Genomic DNA, 18,006 nt, shown 5'->3' with positions numbered 1-18,006 from the left:
GTGTACGGGGACGATATCGATTCGGTGCTGATCACCGAAGAAGAAATCGCGGCGAAGGTCAGCGAACTGGCCGAACTGATCGCCAAGCGGTACCCACCCGACTCACCGGAGGGTGATCTCCTGCTGGTCGGTGTGCTCAAGGGCGCGATCTTCTTCATGACGGATCTGGCCATGGCTCTGCCGATACCGACTCAGATGGAGTTCATGGCCGTTTCGTCCTACGGATCGTCCACGTCGTCGTCCGGCGTGGTGCGCATCATGAAGGACCTGGACAAGGACATCGCCGGCCGCAATGTGCTCATCGTCGAGGACATCATCGACTCGGGTCTGACGCTGTCGTGGCTGATGCGCAACCTCTCCACCCGTAACCCGGCCTCGCTCGAGGTGGTGACCCTGCTGCGTAAACCCGACGCGCTGCGCACCCAGGTCGAGGTCGCGAATGTCGGATTCGACATACCGAACGAGTTCGTCGTCGGCTACGGACTCGATTACGCGGAGCGGTATCGGGATCTGCCCTATATCGGCACTCTGCATCCACGGGTCTACGGCGGCGAACTGGCCTGAACCACCGGTGGGTAGGCGGGCGTGCCCACCTACCCACCGGGATTCGGTGATATCAGGCCGGGATGGCGGGCGGTGCGGCGAAACCGCCGGAAACGGCCCGCTGAGCGAATTCGAGAATGGTCGGCCGGGTGTCGTCGGCGCGCCAGGCGACCGCGAGTTCGCACGGCGGCAGTCCGGTGACCGGCCGCGCGGTGAGCCCGGGCCAGCGGTACATGGGTACGTTGTTCTCGGCGAGCAGGCACAGCCCCAGGCCCAGCCCGACGGCTTCGAGCCGATCCTCAGGTGTGGCGGCCTCCGCACCGATGGTGGCGGGACGACCGTTGCGGGCGTCGTTACCGAGCCAGAAATCACGGACCGCGCCGGCTTCGGCGGGCAGTGCGATGAACCGTTCGTCGAGCAGGTCCGCGAAATCGATCATTTCCTGACCGGCGCGCGGATGGTTCTCCGGCAGGAGCACCCAGCGGCGCTCGGTGCGTAGTACCTGCCAGCGGTAGCGGTTCGGGTCGGGTAGCGGGAGCCAGACCAGCGCCAGGTCGGCCTGGCGGCCGCCGAGCCCGCTCGAGGGATCGGTCCAGGCGGCGGGGTGCAGCGCCAGTCGATGGCCGCTGGCACTCTCGAGATCGTGCAGCAGCCCGCGGCCCAGCGTCGACTGCAGTCCTACGCGCAGCACCTCGCCCGCCTCCTGGAGCGAGCTGTTGGTGGTCTCCCAGAGTTCCAGGATCTTGCGGGCGCCACTGAGCAGTTCCTTACCGGCAACCGTGAGCGCGACACTGCGCTGGTTGCGATCGAACAGGACCACATCGAGCTGACGTTCCAGCTGCCGGATCTGGCGCGACAGGGTCGGTTGGGCGATGTGCAGCCGCTGGGCGGCGTTGGTGAAGTGCAGTTCCTCGGCGACGGCGACGAAATACCGCAGATCGCGCAAATGCGGGTCCATAGCACCTTGCTATCAGAATCGTTGCCGAATTTCCAGCCCTAATTTGTTCAGCGGGTCCGCATAACAGGTCTGAAACAGTCAGCAGGTTTGTTAGTGACAGCTTATGGGGTGGCGCGGTGATGTGCACCATGAGTTCTTCGTATCGCCGACAGTGAGCCGCCGCCGGACGATGCAACGTAGAATATGCGGCGTTTGTCGTGGTAGGGCTGTTCATCCAGCGCGTGCTGTCACCTCGGCCGATGGAATCCCGGTTCGCCCCGGGGACGGTCGCGCGGGTGCGTTCCGCGCCGGTCTTTTCTCGACTATGCACGTCAAGTGACGTTGATCACAATAGAGTTTCGGTACGGTCTCGTCGGCGCACAAGCGAACGCCGCGGTCCGCCGCCGGCGGACCGCGGCGAGATGCCTACGGCAGGGTGTCAGTCGCCCCGGACACGCTCCTCATAGGCCCGGCGCTTCTCCGCATCCACATCGTCGAGGAAGGCCCGGCCCGACCCCATCGATCGGCCCAGCGCGTCGCCCGCCGACTGCGGCAGCAGGTTCACGAACACCGACATGGCGCCCGCCGCACGGGTGACCCGCGCCTTCGGTCGCGGTTTGGTGATGAGCCGGACCACCGCCGCGGCGATCTCCTCCGGCTCTGCCGCGGGCAGGCCCTTCGGCGCCGCCACCCCGGAACCGAGTTCGGTATTGGTCAGCGTGGGCAGCACCGACGAGAAGGCCACACCGGTGCCCCGATACTCCTCGCGGAGCGTATCGGTGAACCCGAGCACCGCGTGCTTGGAGGCGTTGTAGGTGGCCAGGCCCGGAATATGCGTCTCACCCGCGAGCGAGGCGATATTGATGATGTGCCCTTTCCCGCGCGCGAGCATGCGGGCCAGCGCGATCTTGGAACCCAGGATCACGCCGTAGATATTGATGTCCAGGATCCGCCTGGTGATCTGGTCGGTTTCGTCGACCAGCCGCCCCGTCGGCATGATGCCGGCATTGTTGATCAGGACATCGATCGGGCCGACCTCGCGCTCCACATCGTCGAGGAATGTGGTGAAGGACTGGATATCGGTCACATCGAGGCGCGCGTAGTACTCGAAATCGTGATCGGTACCCGATTCCTTGACCGTTTTCTCGTCGATATCGCCGATCGCGATCAGGGCGCCCAGTTTCTCCAGGGCGACGGCGGTGGCCAGGCCGATACCGCGGGCACCGCCGGTGATGACCACGACCTTGCCCCGAATGGATTCGATCTTGCTCACGATTCCTCCCTTGGCGCAATTCCATACAGTCCGTGGAGGCCGCAGCCAGCGCGGAGATATCGCATCAGGGCGCCTCCCTCGAAACCGACACATACGGTCCGCGGAGGCCGCAGCGAAGGCGGAGGTATCGCAGTATCGCGGTATCGCCTCATCGGTTGTCTCCCTTGAGCCGCAGCAGTGCACCGATATCTATCCGGCGCATTCCGCGCGCTCCGGCCGCGCGCATGGCGCCGAGCCCGATCAGGATCTTGTTGAGGTCGTAGGGCATCCAGGTGAGTTCACGTTCCTGCGTGGGCAGCATCGGCGCGGTGATCGCCTTGGCCCGGCAGTATTTGCGCACCCCGTTCGGGCCGCCCCAGCGGGCGCCGACACCGGAATCGCCCCAGCCGCCCATCGGGAGCGCGAAATTGAACAGGTTGGCGAAGACGTCGTTGATATTGACCGCGCCCGCGTTCAGCGCCCGCGCCACCCGCTCGCCGCGAGCCTTGTCCCCGGTCCACACTGTCGCAGACAGTCCGTACACAGAATCGTTGGCCAGCCGGATCGCCTCCGCCTCGTCGGCCACCTTCATCACCGGCAGGGTCGGCCCGAAGGTCTCCTCGGAGATACACGACATGCTGTGGTCCACGTCCACCAGCACAGTGGGCTCGAAGAAGGTACCGACACCCGTTCGTTTGCCGCCGGTCAGGACCTTCGCACCGGCGGCCACCGCCTCGTCGATATGCCGCGCGACAATGCCGACCTGGCTCTCGTTGGCCATGGCGCCCACATCGTTGCGCGGCGTGCGATCATCGCGACCCTGTCGCAGGGCCTTGACATTCGCGGTCAGTTTCGCGACGAACTCGTCGTAGACGGGCGCCTCCACATAGACCCGCTCCACCGAGATGCAGACCTGCCCGGAGTTGAACATGCCGCCGAAGGCGATACCGTGCGCGGCGCGGTCGAGGTCGGCGTCGGCGAGCACGATCGCCGGATCCTTTCCACCCAGTTCCAGGCTGTAGGGGACCATCCGCGTCGCGCAGGCGGCGGCGATCCGGCGGCCGGTCGCGGTGGATCCGGTGAACTGGATGTAATCGGCGTGCTCGACCACCGCCGCGCCGGTGGCTCCCGCGCCGGTGACGACGGACAGCACCGGGGGAGCGCCGATCTCGGCCCAGCCGCGGGCGAGTTCGAGCGCGGACAGGGGAGTCACTTCGGAGGGTTTCAAGATCACCGCGGCGCCGGCGGCGAGCGCCGGGATCACATCGAGCAGCGGCATTGCCAGCGGGAAATTCCACGGGGTGATCACGCCGACCACCGGATACGGCTCGAATACCGTGGTCAGCCGTTTGACCCGGGCGAGCGGACTGTGCGGGGCGGGATGCTCGTCGGCGAGGAATTTCGCGGCGCGGCGCGCGTAGTAGCCGATGAGATCACTGCCGAAGATCGGGTCGATGAGCGAATCGACCCGCGGTTTACCTGTCTCGGACTGCAGAACATCGGCCAGCACCTCGGTGTTGTCGATGATCCAGTCCTGGAGTTCGAGCAGCCATTCCTTGCGCTCGTCGGCGCCGATGGCCTGCCATGCGCGCTGATGCTCGCGCAACTCTGCGATGGCCGCGACGACCTGCTCGGCCGTCGTATCCGGTACCGAGCCGACCACCTCGCCGGTGGCGGGATTCAGGACTCGGATCTCCGAGTCCGCGGGCGGGTCCACGGTTTTCGCCGTGCTTTCGGGTTGTCCCGATTCGGTTTTGGTCACTGCGTTCTCCCACTGCGTCGTGCTCGGAACCGCTGTGGCTGATCGATGTGTGAATCAGCTCACCGGCTCGATCGTGACACACTGTGCGAGACACCGCGCCCGGTCGCGGTGTCCGATGCCGGGATCTACTGGGGTTCGCGAGCCAACCGGCGCAGTGGCGGCTCGGTTGCCGGGGGCACCCGGCGGTCGGGTAATTCGGCGAGCAGTTCGGTGGTGGCGGCCGCGACAGCGGCGACGGCTTTGTCCACCGCGGGTTTGGTAGCCGAACTCAACCCGGACAGCCCACCGACTTTGCGCACGTACTGCAGTGCGGCGGCATAGATCTCCTGCTCGGTAGCGGCGGGTTCCAGACCTCGCAAGACGGTGATGTTTCTACACATGGATGCACATTAGCCCCGGAACAGGGCCGGTGACAGGCCAAGGAAAAAATGTGAAAATACATTGCACGGACCGGCGGGGGGCTGCAAGTCCTAGACTCACCGTATGGCTGCTGCCGGATTGCCCACGCCGATTCCCTTTCCCTATCCGGAGCTCGACAAGCGCGAGGAAGACCATTGGTCCGGCGCGCAGATCGAGGACGACCGCCTGCGCGCGTTGTCGCTGGGCGCCTTCTACTCGGCGCGCTGGGACGCCTTCCACGACTCGCTCGTGCTCGGACCGGAACGCGATCATCCGCTCGGCGATCGGCGTGAACTGGCCATCGATACCCTCACCGGCGCCTGGGGGATCACCGACGGCACCGAGGCCCGCGCGTCCATGGAGCAGTTGCTCGAGGGTATGCACGCCCCGCTGTACGCCCTGGTACATCCGCTGGTCACCGCATCGCTGAACGCCAGCGAGCGGGATCGTTTCGGCGAACGCGCCGATCGGCATCGCGCTTTCCTGCGGCAGGTCGCCTCGTTCCGGGGTATCGACAATTCCGAGGCGCTGGTCCGCGACTACGACATCTGGTCCCAGGCGATCAAGATCGGCTTCACCGATCATCTGTCCCGGCCGCTGCCCGCCGATATCCACGCGTGGGACCTGGCTCGAGTGGTCGCCGTGGCGCGCATGTCCTACACGGCCGGCTATATCGAAGACGATGTGGCGTGGGACTACCTCGCCCGGGCGCTCCCGCTGGCCCAGCGCAAATACCGCAACTGGCGGCAGTTCGGCGATGCCTACCTCACCGGCTGGACCTACTGGCAGGCCTGCGAGGACCTGGCCGAACTGAAGGACGGTGGCGTCGATCGCCGGCTGGAGCTGATGCGCCTCTGGCTCCGCCCGAACAGCCCGTGGCGTCGCATCGGCCTGTCGTAATCCGTCACCGCGGCCGGCCGCGGTGACGTCACCGTGGTCAGCGCTGCTCGGCCAGCCACTGCTCGAAAGTGGTCGGGGCTATCCGGGCATTGTCGCCGGGCAGCAGCGCGTTCCCGGCCATCTCCGGCCCGAACAGTGACGACCAGGTCGGTACCAACGTGACCGAGCGGCCCCGCGCGTCATTGGTACGCCGGGCCATATCCACCAGATCCTGCGGTTCCGGTCCGGCGATATCGCGGTAGCGGCCCTGGGGTGCGCCGGTCGCGATCTCGGCGAGGATATCGGCCACATCGGCCGGGGCGATCGGTTGTACGAGCAGCGGCGCGAGGGTCGCGACGCCGTCCTGCTCGGTCCAGCCGGTCACCGTGGCGGCGAAATCGTGGAACTGGGTCGCCGGGACGATCGTCCACGGAACCCTGCCCTGCTCCACGAGACGTTCTTGTTCCCGCTTCCCCGCATAGTGCGCATTTCCCGCCACCCGCGTGATTCCGGCGATGGAGAGCAGAACGTGGTGGCCGACACCCGCCCGCCCTTCGGCGGCCAGGAGATTGCGGGTGGTGCTGCCGAAATAGTCGACGACCTCGGCGCGGTCGGTGCTCTCGACGCTGGTGGCGTCCACGACAGCAGCGACACCGGCGAGTGCGGCGTCCAAGCCCTCGCCGCTACGCAGATCGACACCGAGTGAACGGCTTATCCGTACCACTTCGTGGCCGGTCGCTTCCAGGGCGGCGGCGGTGCGGGTTCCTATATTTCCGGTGGCGCCGGCGACGGCGATTCGCATGGTCATGGGTCCTGACTCCTCGGGAGCGCATCCGATCGGATGCGGGGAACAATATCTCGGACTAAATAGATCCGCAATATCTTGGATAGAATCACGGGCATGAAGTTGCCGGTGAGTACCGAATGGCTGTTGCACTGCGCCACCTCGCTGGCGCAGCTCGGGGTGGGAACCACCGCCTCGGCGGCGCAATTGGCGCAGTACTTCGATCTGCCGGCGCCCTATCTCGCGAAACAACTGCAGGCGCTGGTCCGGGCGGGTCTGCTCAATGCCACCACCGGGCCCCGGGGCGGGTTCCGGCTGGCCCGGCCCGCCGCGGAGATCACGCTCCTGCAGATCGTCGAGGCGGTCGACGGCGGCGCCTCACCCTACGAATGCCGCGAGATACGTCAGCAGGGCCGAGGCGGGCTGTCGTCGGAAGAGTGCCGTGACCGGTGCATTCTGGCGGTGAAGATGGCCGAGGCGCACGAGGCGTGGCGTGCCAGTCTGGCCGCCACCTCGCTCGCCGATCTCCTCGCCGAACTACCGGAATGGGCTCCGGAACGCACCCGTAGGCGCCTGGTGGGGCCGCAATAGCTCCAGGTGACCGGGCATGGCGCGGTGGTGCCGACCCCGCTCCCGGTGGGTGCTCGCCCGGCCGGTGCGTCCGGCCGGGCGAATGTCAGATACCCGGCAGCGAGCGCAGGATGCCGCGGCCGTAGCGCTGGAACTGGGTGTCGTCGACCATCCCCAGCGAATGCCGCTCGACCAGCAGTTCCCACTCCGAGTACAGATGCGCGACGCTGGGATCGGCCGGGCCGGCCGCACCGTTCACGGCGACCAGGCGTACGGCGAAATTGATCGCACACGCCAGCCGTTCGGAATCGGCGCGATCCAGCGCGGTGAAGCACATCGCCGTATTGCCGTCGTGTATTTCCACCAGGGGGCGACGATTGCGGACCCGGATGTCCTCGACCACCGAGACGGTCTCCTCGGTGGCGCGGGCCCGCATGATCACCGGAATCGGCAGTTCGTGGGCGTATGCCTCACCGGCGCCGAGCGAGACCAGCAGCAGGCGCGCCGTGGTCACCGTGAGCAGGCAGGGATCGTCGTCGCCCACCGGTGGGTGTGCGACGACACTCGCGGTCTCCAGCACATATTCGTCGCCGGTGAGATAGCCGGCCAGATCGGCCACGGTCGATTCGCCGCGCCCGGCCGCCGACATCCGGCGCACGGCGCGTTCCACATCCGCGCGTACCGGCCCGGAGTCGGTCCATTCGGTGGGTGGTGCCTTCAGCTCCGGGGCAGCGATATCGATACGCTGCGCGGCCAGTATCTGGTCGTTGATACGAGAGACGATTCCGGCCGCCGCGGGTACGTCGTGTTCGGCGATCAGCACCGGTAGCGGGGTCCGGTCGGCGGGAACGCCGACCAGCACGGGGGTCGGATAGCGCAGATATATCTCGATGACCACCGCGTCGTCGGCGCGCCGGCTGAGGCGCACCTCCAGTAGGTCGGTCACCGCGACGTCGAGGACACGCTCGCCGTCGGTCTCGGTTTCGCTGTCGGCACCGGGACGAAGGACGACCAATCGTCCTTCGCCGTGCCGCACGATTGCTGTGGGTGTCCGTAACTCGACTATGTCCATACCCCCTGCGCTCGGGTCGTACGCGATCATCATCGGTCCTACATGCGTGCCATGATTGTGATCAGTACGAGATATCACAGTCCACGACCCCGGGAACCACCGTGGTTTTCCGGCCGTTTACCTCTTGAACTGCATCACCAGCCGAACTACTGGCTTGCGACGAGTCAGGAAGCGCGATGTATCGATTAGACCGTACGCGGTAACGTGGCATGTCCGCACCCGAATCCGCCCACCGGGCGGCAAGGATGTGGGTTGCGCCGCCCGAGATCGACGCATCGCTAGGCAAAACGCGGAGACGCCTGAAAGGACTGGCCGCCCCGGCCGACGCTCTATGAACCGCAAGACAGTGTTTCGTACCCTGGCGATAATCGCGGGCATTCTGCTCGTGATCTATCTGTTCAGTTACTTCGGCAACGACACCCGCGGCTGGCAGAGCGTCGACACGTCGGTGGCCCTCACTCAGCTCGCCGACAAGGAGAACGTCGCCAACGTTCAGATCGATGATCGCGAACAGCAATTGCGGATCGAACTGAAGAACGGGAACGACGCCACCCAGGGCGCCGACAAGATCATCGCGAAGTACCCCGGCGGCAGCGATACCTCGGCCCAGATATTCAAGGCAGTGCAGGATTCGGGCGCCGAATACAACACGGTGGTCAAACAGGAGAGCTGGCTCACCCAGATCCTGCTGTTCGTGCTGCCCATGGTGCTCCTGCTCGGGCTGTTCATCTTCGTGATGTCGCGGATGCAGGGCGGCGGTCGCGGCGGCATGATGGGCTTCGGGAAATCCAAGGCCAAACAGCTGTCGAAGGATATGCCCAAGACCACGTTCGCCGATGTGGCCGGTGCGGACGAGGCGGTCGAAGAGCTCTACGAGATCAAGGACTTCCTGCAGAACCCGGTGCGTTACCAGGCGCTGGGCGCAAAGATCCCGAAGGGCGTGCTGCTCTACGGTCCCCCCGGTACCGGTAAAACGCTGCTCGCGCGGGCAGTGGCCGGTGAGGCGGGCGTACCGTTCTTCACCATCTCCGGCTCCGATTTCGTGGAGATGTTCGTCGGTGTCGGTGCCTCCCGCGTCCGCGATCTGTTCGAACAGGCCAAACAGAACAGCCCCTGCATCATCTTCGTCGACGAGATCGACGCGGTCGGCAGGCAGCGCGGCGCCGGACTCGGCGGCGGTCACGACGAACGCGAACAGACCCTCAACCAGCTGCTGGTGGAGATGGACGGCTTCGGCGACCGCACCGGAATCATCCTGATCGCCGCGACCAACCGCCCCGATATCCTCGACCCCGCCCTGCTGCGCCCCGGCCGGTTCGACCGGCAGATCCCGGTCAGCAACCCCGACCTGGCCGGTCGCCGTGCCATTCTTCGGGTGCATTCCCAGGGGAAGCCCCTTGCCTCGGAGGCCGATCTCGACGGGCTGGCCAAACGCACCGTGGGTATGTCGGGTGCCGATCTGGCCAATGTCATCAACGAGGCCGCGCTGCTCACCGCCCGCGAGAACGGCACCACCATCACCGGTGACGCGCTCGAGGAATCGGTGGACCGGGTGATCGGCGGCCCGCGCCGCAAGAGCCGGATCATCAGCGAGCACGAGAAGAAGATCACCGCCTACCACGAGGGCGGCCATGCGCTGGCCGCGTGGGCGATGCCCGATATCGAGCCGGTCTACAAGGTCACGATCCTGGCCCGCGGCCGCACCGGCGGCCATGCGATGACCGTGCCCGAGGACGACAAGGGCCTGATGACCCGGTCGGAGATGATCGCCCGGCTGGTCATGGCCATGGGCGGGCGCGCGGCAGAGGAACTGGTCTTCCACGAGCCCACCACCGGTGCCTCCTCCGATATCGATCAGGCCACCAAGATCTCGCGCGCGATGGTGACCGAGTACGGGATGAGCGCCCGGCTCGGTGCGGTGCGGTACGGCCAGGAGCAGGGCGATCCCTTCCTCGGCCGGTCCATGGGCACGGCCTCGGACTACTCACACGAGGTCGCCGGGGCCATCGATGAGGAGGTTCGCAACCTCATCGAGGCCGCGCATACCGAGGCGTGGGCGATCCTCAGCGAGTACCGTGATGTGCTCGACGATCTGGCCATGGCCCTGCTCGAACGCGAAACGCTGCACCGCAAGGATCTGGAAACCATTCTGAGTGCCGTCCACAAACGGCCCCGGATCACCGCGTTCAACGATTTCGGCGACCGGGTGCCGTCCGATAAGCCACCGGTCAAGACCCCGGGTGAGCTCGCGGCCGAACGTGGCGAGCCGTGGCCGCCCCCGCAACCCGTCCCCGCGGGCGTGGGTCCGCGCGATCCCGCGTCCGCCGGGAGCTTGCCGCAGCCCGGGGGTTTCCCGGGTGGTGCGGTCCAGCAGCCCGGCTACGGTCAGCCCGCCGGCTACCCGGCCCCGCCGCAGCCCGCTCCCGCTTATCCCCGGGGCGCTACCCACGGCTCCCGGCCCGATTACGGTGCTCCGGCCGGCTGGTCGGCCCCCGGGTGGCCGCCGCGTGAGGAACCGCAGGCCCCACCGGCCGAGCGCGGTTACGGTGGCGGGCAGGAACAGCCCCGGCATCCGCATCCCGACCAGAACCCCGGCGGACTCCGCAACGAAGGCCCGGGATCGCCCTACGAGCGTGGTCAGGACGAATCCGGATACGGCTCCGGCGAGGACTCCGGCCATGGTGGACCGCACTCCTGGGACAGCCCGAACGGTCGGCAGTAAACCGGCGCCGATTACGCTCGGATGGGTTCGGCGCCCGGTGTGTATTGCCGCGCCCGAGATGTGGAGGTGTCCTCGAATGTCGACCGATCAGCAGACCAACGGTCACCCGGCCGGTATCCCCGCCGAGCTGGGAGAGAGCGGCGAGCCCGCGCCGGAGCTGATCGCGCTGCAAACCGGCAGACGGTTCGATCAAGCGCGGGCCGAGGCAGCGGTACGTGATCTGCTGCTCGCCGTCGGTGAAAATCCGGACCGGCCGGGACTGGCCGATACTCCCGCGCGGGTCGCTCGCGCGTACCGCGAGATGTTCGCGGGGCTGTATGTGGAACCGGACGCGGTCCTGAACACGACCTTCGACGAAGAGCATCAGGAACTCGTCCTGGTTCGCGATATCCCGATGTACTCGACCTGCGAGCATCATCTCGTGTCCTTCCACGGTGTCGCCCATGTCGGTTACATTCCCGGCCCGCACGGCCGGGTGACAGGTCTGTCCAAACTGGCGCGCCTGGTCGATCTGTACGCCAAGCGGCCTCAGGTCCAGGAGCGGCTCACCAGCCAGATCGCCGACGCGGTCATGCGGAAACTGGATCCGCGCGGCGCGATCGTGGTGGTGGAGGCCGAACATCTGTGCATGGCGATGCGCGGAATCCGCAAACCCGGCGCCAGCACCACCACCTCGGCGGTCCGCGGACTCCTGCAGACCAACTCGGCTTCGCGTTCCGAGGCCCTCGACCTGATTCTGCGCAAGTGAGCGACCAGCGAACAGCCCCCGCTGTACCGGCTCTGGCCGGGGTGCGGCCCCGTCCGGGCGTGGAACCGCGGCCGGGCCGGTCGTGCGTGGTGATGGGCGTGGTGAACGTGACCGGCGATTCGTTCTCCGACGGCGGCCGCTATCTCGATCCAGAGCGAGCGATCGAACACGGTGTCCGGCTCTACGAGATGGGTGCCGACATCATCGACGTCGGCGGCGAGTCGACCCGGCCGGGCGCGATACGGGTGGAAGTGGAGACCGAGGTCGAACGGGTGGTCCCGGTGCTGCGCGGGCTGGTCGCCGCTGGTATTCCCACCAGCGTCGACACCATGCGGGCCCGGGTGGCCGAGGCGTCCATCGCGGCCGGGGTGACGGTGATCAACGATGTCTCCGGCGGTCGTGCGGACCCGGCGATGGCCGCGGTCGTCGCCGCCGCCGATATTCCGTGGATCCTCATGCACTGGCGGGCCGCGTCGGACTACCGGCACACCGGTCCGGCCGACCACTACGACGATGTGGTCGCCGAGGTGCGTTCCGAGCTCGGGGTCCAGGTGCAGCACGCGATCGACGCGGGTGTCGACCCGGCGCGGATCATCCTGGATCCCGGTCTGGGATTCGCGAAGACAGCGGAACACAACTGGGCGCTACTGGGTGCTCTGGACCGTTTCGTCGCCGACGGGTTCCCGGTGCTGATCGGCGCGTCGCGCAAACGGTTCCTCGGGTCGCTGCTGGGCGATGCCGGCGGGCCGCGCCCGCCCGACGGCCGGGAGACCGCCACCGCCACCGTTTCCGCGCTGGCGGCGTGGCACGGGGTCTGGGGTGTGCGGGTCCACGATGTCCGCGGTTCGCAGGACGCCGTCGCGGTGACCGATGCCTGGCGTCGTGCGCAGCGGCCGGGAATGCCGCGGTGAGTACACCGGCACCCGGCCCGGACCGGATCGAGCTGCGGGGGCTTCGGGTTTTCGGTCGTCACGGTGTGTTCGAGCACGAACGGCGCGACGGACAGGAATTCGTGGTGGATCTGACCGTGTGGTCGGATTTCGCCGCGGCCGCGGCCACCGACGATCTGGCCCACACTGTCGATTACGGCGCTCTCGCGGAACTGGCCGTAGAGATCGTGTCCGGCACGCCCCGGGATCTGATCGAAACCGTCGCCATCGAGATCGCCGACCGGGTACGCGAAGTACCCGGGGTCGCCGACGTCGAGGTGGTGCTGCACAAACCGGCGGCACCCATTCCGCACAGCTTCGCCGATGTACGGGTGGTCACCGCGGGTAGTCGTGGGCGGGGATCTCCATGACACGCGCGGTGCTTTCGATCGGTTCGAACATGGGGGATCGGCTCGAATCGCTGCGCGGCGTCGTCACCGGATTCGGTGCCCGGGTGCGCGCCGTCTCGCCCGTTTACGCCACTGCGCCCTGGGGTGGGGTGGAACAGGACGATTTCCTCAATGCCGTGCTGGTGGCCGAGGACCCCGGTTACGACTGCCGCGATTGGCTCCGGCACGGGCAGCGGCTGGAGCATGCTGCCGGGCGCGAGCGGATGGTGCGCTGGGGCGCCCGGACCCTCGACGTGGATATCGTCTCCTGCGCGGAGACGGACGGAGGTATTCTCCGGACCGTGCGCAGTACCGATCCCGCGCTCACCCTGCCACATCCGCAGGCGCACAATCGCGCCTTCGTCCTGATTCCCTGGCTCGATGTGGAGCCCGACGCGGTGCTGGCCGTCGAGGGGGCCGAACGCGGCGTCCGTGAGCTGCTGGCTGAGCTGGACCCCGCCGAACGCGCGGGGGTGCGGCGCACCGAATTCACTCTCCTACCCGCTGCGGGGACGGTGCTGCGGTCCCTTCGCCTTCGCTCCGGGCTCCGCGGGCCGTATGTACCGGGGTCGGGGGAGGCACCGTGATGAGATTCCTCTGTCTTCGCTGCGTCCTCCGCGGACCGCATGGACCCGCTTCGAAGGAGTTCTCATGATGCGGTACCTCCGCCTTCGCTGCGGTCTCCGCGGATTGTGTGTACCTGCTTCGAAGGAGTTTCCATGATGCGGTACCTCCGCCTTCGCTGCGGTCTCCGCGGATTGTGTGTACCTGCTTCGAAGGAGTTTCCATGACTCTCGGGGGCGGTGGGAGGAACAGCGGCGGGGGCGGTGGAGGCGACGGCGGGGGTATGAAGCTCAAGCCCACACGCGTCCGGGAGTTGCTGGCCAATGTCCTGATCGCGGCGGTGATCGCCTGGGTGGCGACCCGGCTGGCCTACGCGAGTTTTCCGCCGATCTCCACCATCGCCGGTGCCTCCCTGTATCCGGTGGCGGTCCTGGAGGTTGCCCTGGGTTTTTATATCCGGACCGGGGTGAGCCACCGTCAGATCGGCGCGGATTCGCGCCAGCTGCATCCGATCACCGTTGCCCGGGCGCTCGCGCTGGCGAAGGCCTCCGCGCAGGTGGGGTCGCTGGTGGCCGGAGTGTGGCTCGGCTTCCTGCTCTGGATCTTCCCGCAGCGCGGCGATCTGCGAGCGGCCGACGCGGACTACCCGGGCGTCCTGATCGGATTCGGCGCCGGGATCGCGCTCGCGGTGGCGGCCCTGTGGCTCGAATACTGCTGCCGCGCCCCCGACGACCCGACCGACGACCCCGCCCCCTCATAGGCCCTGCGACCGTGATCCATCCCCGCCCTTTCCGACCTGGGCGGTGGCGAATATCGCGGCTACCCTTGCGGTCATGGTTTCACCGTCCCGCAGTAGTACTTCCTCGCGCGGCCGGGAAGATGTGGGCAAGCTCTTCCTCGGCGCACTCGTTCTACTGGGTCTGGTGGCCAGCGTATTTCTGGTTCTCAGCGACAGCCTGGAGTTCATCCGGGTGGGTTTGGTGGTCGCGCTGTGGGCGGCGGTACTGGGTGCGTGGGCCGCCGGCCGGTATCAGGCGAGGATGCGTGATCTGCGGCAGGTCTACGAACTGGAACTGGAGCGCGAGATCGGTGCCCGCCGCGAACACGAAATCGGGGTCGAGTCGCGGGTGCGTTCGGAACTGGGTGCCGACGCCACGGAAATGGCGGCGTTGCGTGCCGAACTCGCGGTGCTGCGGCGGCAGTTGGAGCGACTCTTCGACGGGGATCTGCCCGAAGAGCGGCCGGCGCTGCGCGCGTCTGCTTTCCGGGTTCAGGAACTGCCCGGCGCCGAGGAGAAGGCGGCGGAGCTTCCGCCCGGCTGGCATGGTCCGGACGAGGGTGAGAAGCGGGCAGTGGACGCCTGGGCCAATGCCGCCGCGGGCTGGTCGCGCGCCGCGGACGGCTGGGCCGATACCGAAGCGGAGGCCGCCGAACCGGCCGGTGACACCGGTGAGCGCAATTCGGTGACCCCGGTGTACGAAACCGACTATCCGGGTCGGCCGCGGTTCGCGAGCCCCGACGATGCCCCGGTCACCGCGGAAACGGCGATCGTCCGTTTCGACGACGAGCCGCCGGCCCCCGATATCTCCGGGCCGAGCTGGGCGGACGCGTTCACCGAGGTGTACGACGAGCTGGATGCCGATAGCGACGACCGCGACAGCCCGCCGCTGAGCGACGAACCTTTCTTCGGGCCGCCGGCGCCCGACAACAGCGCGCCGGACCCCCGCCCGCCGGTGACCGAAGCCGCCGACGAAATGCCGGAATCGGCCGAAGCGCCCGAGCCGGCCGTGAACGGCAGGTCCGGCAACGGAAAGCCTCACGAATCTTCCGCCCGCGCGGCGGCCGGGCTCTTCCCCCGGTCGGCGAATTCGCGGCGGCGTCGCGCCCAGGCCGATCCGGCCGGGAACCGGCGGCTGTCGGTCGCCGAGATCATGGCCAATCTGCGGCAGGAAGAAGAGCAGCGCAGCTCCTGAAGTGCGGCGCATATCACCCGGGGCGCCCATGGCGCATCGGCGGGAGCTGGTCCTATCCTCGACTCGTAACGTCCGGTACCCGCAGCGCGGGACTGGAACGACTTCGAGAGGACACTGTTGACCTCGCCACGCGTGACTCCTGGCAGCCCGGCCGCGAGTGGTGATCCGGCGCCCGCACGACTGACGGTAGGTATCGTCTCGGCGGGACGTGTGGGATCAGCCCTCGGTGCCGCGCTCGAGCGCGCCGGACATGTTGTGTTCGGCGTCGCCGCGATATCCGACGCCTCGGTGCGCCGGGCGCAGTCCCGGCTGCCCGATTCGCGGATCCTCCCGGTCGAGGAGGTCGCCGCCAGCAGCGAACTGCTGATCCTGGCCGTCCCCGATGCGGAACTGGCCGGTCTGGTCCGGGGTCTGGCGAGTTCCGGCACCGTGCGACCGGGCACGATCGTCGCCCACACCTCCGGCGCCAACGGGATCGGAGTGCTGGCCCCGTTGAGCGAAGCCGGTGCGCTGCCGCTGGCCGTTCATCCCGCCATGACCTTCACCGGTCACGACGAAGACATGTCCCGCCTGGCCAACGCCTGTTTCGGGATCACCGCCGCCGACGAGATCGGCTATGCCATCGCCCAGTCCCTGGTGATCGAGATGGGTGGTGAACCGGTCCAGGTGGCCGAGGAACACCGCGCCCTCTATCACGCCGCGCTCGCGCACGGCAGCAACCACCTCGTGACGCTGGTGCTGGACGCGCTCGAGGCGCTGCGGATAGCGCTGGCCGGCCCCGGTCTGCTGGGCCAGCAGACCATCGATGATCAGCCGGGCGGCCTACCGGAACGCCTGCTCGCCCCGCTGGCCTCCGCCGCGCTGGACAACGCCCTGCGCCGCGGCCAGTCCGCGCTGACCGGCCCGGTGGCCCGCGGGGACACCGCGGCCGTCGCCGCCCATCTGAAGGCCCTCGCCGCAGCCGCCCCCGAGGTCGCCGCCGGTTACCGGGACCTGTCGCGGCGTACCGCCGAACGGGCACAGGCCCCCGCCGAACTACGCGAACTGCTGGAGGAGAACCGATGATGCGATACTGCGATACCTCCGCCTTCGCTGCGGCCTCCGCGGTCCGCATGTCTTCGCTCGAGGGAGGCGCGATACCGCGATACCTCCGCCTTCGCTGCGGCCTCCGCGGATCGCATGTGCCAGCTTCGGAGGGGGCTTCGTGATGGATTCGGTGTTGCGTGGTGCGTACCGGGCCGGTGAACTGACGGTGCAGCACGATCCGGCCGTACTGGGCAAGGTCGTGCGCGCGCTGCGCGGCGCCGGGCGCACCGTCGGCCTCGTGCCCACCATGGGTGCTCTGCACGAGGGACACCTGGAACTGGTGCGGCGCGCCAAGCGCACCAACCAGGTCGTAGTGGTGTCCATTTTCGTGAACCCGTTGCAGTTCGGCGCGGGTGAGGACCTGGACAGTTACCCCCGGACCCTCGACGCCGATGTGGAGCTGCTGCGCGGCGAGGGAGTCGACCTGGTGTTCGCGCCGAGTGCGGCGGATATGTATCCGGCGGGACCACGCACAACCGTGCATCCCGGACCGGTCGGCGCCGACCTCGAGGGCGCGTCCCGGCCGACCCATTTCGCCGGGATGCTCACCGTGGTGGCGAAACTGCTGCAGATCGTGGGCCCGCACGAGGCATTTTTCGGCGAAAAGGACTATCAGCAGCTCACGCTGATCCGCCAGATGGTCCGCGACCTGAATTTCGATGTGAAGATCGTGGCGGTGCCGACCGTGCGTGAATCCGACGGCCTCGCGCTCTCCTCGCGCAACCGCTACCTCGACCCCGTACAGCGCGAACTCGCGACCACCCTGTCCGCAGCCCTGCTGGCCGGTGCGCGATCCGGTGCGGCCGGCGCCGACGCCGTACTGCGGGCCGCGCATGCCGTGCTGGCCGCCGCTCCCGCGATCGAATTGGATTATCTCGAACTGCGCTCGGCGAACCTGGACCCCGCTCCCGAGAACGGTAACGCCCGCCTGCTGATCGCGGCCCGCATCGGCGCCACCCGCTTGATCGACAACGCCCCGGTCCAACTGGGCGTGCAACTGGACGGCCATCCCGACGCCGATATCGCCGCGCCGTCCGGGAACGCCGAAACCGCGCAGCACGCGCCGAGCGCCACCGCGGCCGGATCACAGTGATTACCCGGCCTGGTGGGGGTGCGCTTTCGCACAGATCTTCCGTTCACTCCGGATGGTCTACTTCCGGTGGCGGGGCCTGCTCCGGTTCTGGAGCGATGAGGCGAAGGGGCGCGGCGACCGAGCGTGTGTGGTCGGTCGTCGAGAGATCGGCGACCATTGGGTACTCGCCGGGCCGTGGGCCTACCCGGGCTGTTCGAGGCGCGCTTCTACACCCATCTTCCGTCTACTCCGGATGGTTTACTTCCGGTGGCGGGGCCTGCTCCGGTTCTGGAGCGATGAGGCGAAGGGGCGCGGCGACCGAGCG

At 67.7% G+C, this 18,006-nt stretch carries 18 protein-coding genes; 12 read left to right on the top strand and 6 right to left on the bottom strand.

Translation table 11 applies throughout. The annotated features are described in order from the left end of the window. A complete protein-coding gene (gene hpt / locus IEY68_RS27100) occupies positions 1 to 564 on the top strand; it encodes a hypoxanthine phosphoribosyltransferase (RefSeq protein ID WP_058853362.1) in 564 nt (187 codons plus the stop codon). Positions 565 to 616: 52 nt separating this feature from the next. Here hpt and IEY68_RS27095 read toward each other — a convergent pair whose 3' ends face one another. From IEY68_RS27095 to IEY68_RS27080, 4 genes are all read right to left on the bottom strand, one after another. Beyond that, positions 617 to 1,501, bottom strand: coding sequence for a LysR family transcriptional regulator (locus IEY68_RS27095; protein WP_058853361.1), 885 nt, complete (start codon positions 1,499 to 1,501; stop codon positions 617 to 619). A gap of 418 nt (positions 1,502 to 1,919) precedes the next feature. After that, positions 1,920 to 2,753, bottom strand: a complete 834-nt coding sequence (locus IEY68_RS27090; RefSeq protein WP_062998203.1) for an SDR family oxidoreductase — start codon at positions 2,751 to 2,753, stop codon at positions 1,920 to 1,922. Between the two features lie 148 nt (positions 2,754 to 2,901). After that, positions 2,902 to 4,494, bottom strand: coding sequence for an aldehyde dehydrogenase family protein (locus IEY68_RS27085; protein WP_082681131.1), 1,593 nt, complete (start codon positions 4,492 to 4,494; stop codon positions 2,902 to 2,904). Between the two features lie 125 nt (positions 4,495 to 4,619). Continuing rightward, positions 4,620 to 4,874, bottom strand: coding sequence for a DUF2277 domain-containing protein (locus IEY68_RS27080; protein ID WP_058853359.1), 255 nt, complete (start codon positions 4,872 to 4,874; stop codon positions 4,620 to 4,622). Positions 4,875 to 4,977: 103 nt separating this feature from the next. On the opposite strand from IEY68_RS27080, the gene IEY68_RS27075 reads away from it, so the two are divergent. Beyond that, complete coding sequence (locus IEY68_RS27075) at positions 4,978 to 5,793, top strand: DUF1266 domain-containing protein (RefSeq protein WP_058853358.1); 816 nt, start codon at positions 4,978 to 4,980, stop codon at positions 5,791 to 5,793. Positions 5,794 to 5,830: 37 nt separating this feature from the next. Here IEY68_RS27075 and IEY68_RS27070 read toward each other — a convergent pair whose 3' ends face one another. Next, complete coding sequence (locus IEY68_RS27070) at positions 5,831 to 6,580, bottom strand: SDR family oxidoreductase (RefSeq protein ID WP_229719044.1); 750 nt, start codon at positions 6,578 to 6,580, stop codon at positions 5,831 to 5,833. A gap of 93 nt (positions 6,581 to 6,673) precedes the next feature. Between IEY68_RS27070 and IEY68_RS27065 the strand changes: the two genes are divergently transcribed. Continuing rightward, positions 6,674 to 7,147, top strand: a complete 474-nt coding sequence (locus tag IEY68_RS27065; protein ID WP_058853357.1) for an RrF2 family transcriptional regulator — start codon at positions 6,674 to 6,676, stop codon at positions 7,145 to 7,147. 85 nt (positions 7,148 to 7,232) lie between these two features. Here the strand turns inward: IEY68_RS27065 and IEY68_RS27060 are convergent, their stop codons facing one another. Then, positions 7,233 to 8,228, bottom strand: a complete 996-nt coding sequence (locus IEY68_RS27060) for a hypothetical protein (protein ID WP_229719043.1) — start codon at positions 8,226 to 8,228, stop codon at positions 7,233 to 7,235. A 301-nt stretch (positions 8,229 to 8,529) separates the two neighbouring features. Here IEY68_RS27060 and ftsH point away from each other — a divergent pair, with 301 nt between their 5' ends. The 9 genes from ftsH (at position 8,530) to panC (ending at position 17,702) form a co-directional block, all read left to right on the top strand. After that, positions 8,530 to 10,920, top strand: coding sequence for an ATP-dependent zinc metalloprotease FtsH (ftsH, locus tag IEY68_RS27055; RefSeq protein WP_058853355.1), 2,391 nt, complete (start codon positions 8,530 to 8,532; stop codon positions 10,918 to 10,920). Positions 10,921 to 10,996: 76 nt separating this feature from the next. After that, a complete protein-coding gene (gene folE, locus IEY68_RS27050) occupies positions 10,997 to 11,668 on the top strand; it encodes a GTP cyclohydrolase I FolE (RefSeq protein ID WP_058853354.1) in 672 nt (223 codons plus the stop codon). A 92-nt stretch (positions 11,669 to 11,760) separates the two neighbouring features. After that, on the top strand, positions 11,761 to 12,579 hold the full coding sequence (folP, locus tag IEY68_RS27045; RefSeq protein ID WP_058853460.1) for a dihydropteroate synthase: 819 nt from the start codon (positions 11,761 to 11,763) through the stop codon (positions 12,577 to 12,579). Then, entirely contained in the window at positions 12,576 to 12,968 is a 393-nt protein-coding gene (gene folB, locus IEY68_RS27040) for a dihydroneopterin aldolase (protein ID WP_058853353.1), read from the top strand. The genes folP and folB overlap by 4 nt, the downstream gene beginning before the upstream one ends. Continuing rightward, entirely contained in the window at positions 12,965 to 13,573 is a 609-nt protein-coding gene (gene folK, locus IEY68_RS27035; RefSeq protein ID WP_082681130.1) for a 2-amino-4-hydroxy-6-hydroxymethyldihydropteridine diphosphokinase, read from the top strand. Before folB ends, folK begins: the two co-directional genes overlap by 4 nt. A gap of 260 nt (positions 13,574 to 13,833) precedes the next feature. Continuing rightward, positions 13,834 to 14,310: a DUF3180 domain-containing protein gene (locus IEY68_RS27030; protein WP_058853459.1), complete on the top strand. Its 477-nt coding sequence runs from the start codon at positions 13,834 to 13,836 to the stop codon at positions 14,308 to 14,310. Positions 14,311 to 14,383: 73 nt separating this feature from the next. Next, the gene (locus tag IEY68_RS27025; protein WP_058853458.1) at positions 14,384 to 15,523 is read left to right on the top strand and encodes a DUF6779 domain-containing protein; all 1,140 of its coding nucleotides are present in this window, start codon (positions 14,384 to 14,386) and stop codon (positions 15,521 to 15,523) included. A gap of 117 nt (positions 15,524 to 15,640) precedes the next feature. Then, complete coding sequence (locus IEY68_RS27020) at positions 15,641 to 16,588, top strand: Rossmann-like and DUF2520 domain-containing protein (RefSeq protein ID WP_229719042.1); 948 nt, start codon at positions 15,641 to 15,643, stop codon at positions 16,586 to 16,588. A gap of 142 nt (positions 16,589 to 16,730) precedes the next feature. After that, positions 16,731 to 17,702, top strand: a complete 972-nt coding sequence (panC, locus tag IEY68_RS27015; protein WP_058853457.1) for a pantoate--beta-alanine ligase — start codon at positions 16,731 to 16,733, stop codon at positions 17,700 to 17,702. Positions 17,703 to 18,006 lie beyond the last annotated feature (304 nt).

The organism is Nocardia jinanensis (genome assembly GCF_014645735.1).
GTDB classification, from domain to species: Bacteria; Actinomycetota; Actinomycetes; order Mycobacteriales; family Mycobacteriaceae; genus Nocardia; species Nocardia jinanensis.
This window is presented reverse-complemented; position numbering and strand designations above follow the sequence as displayed.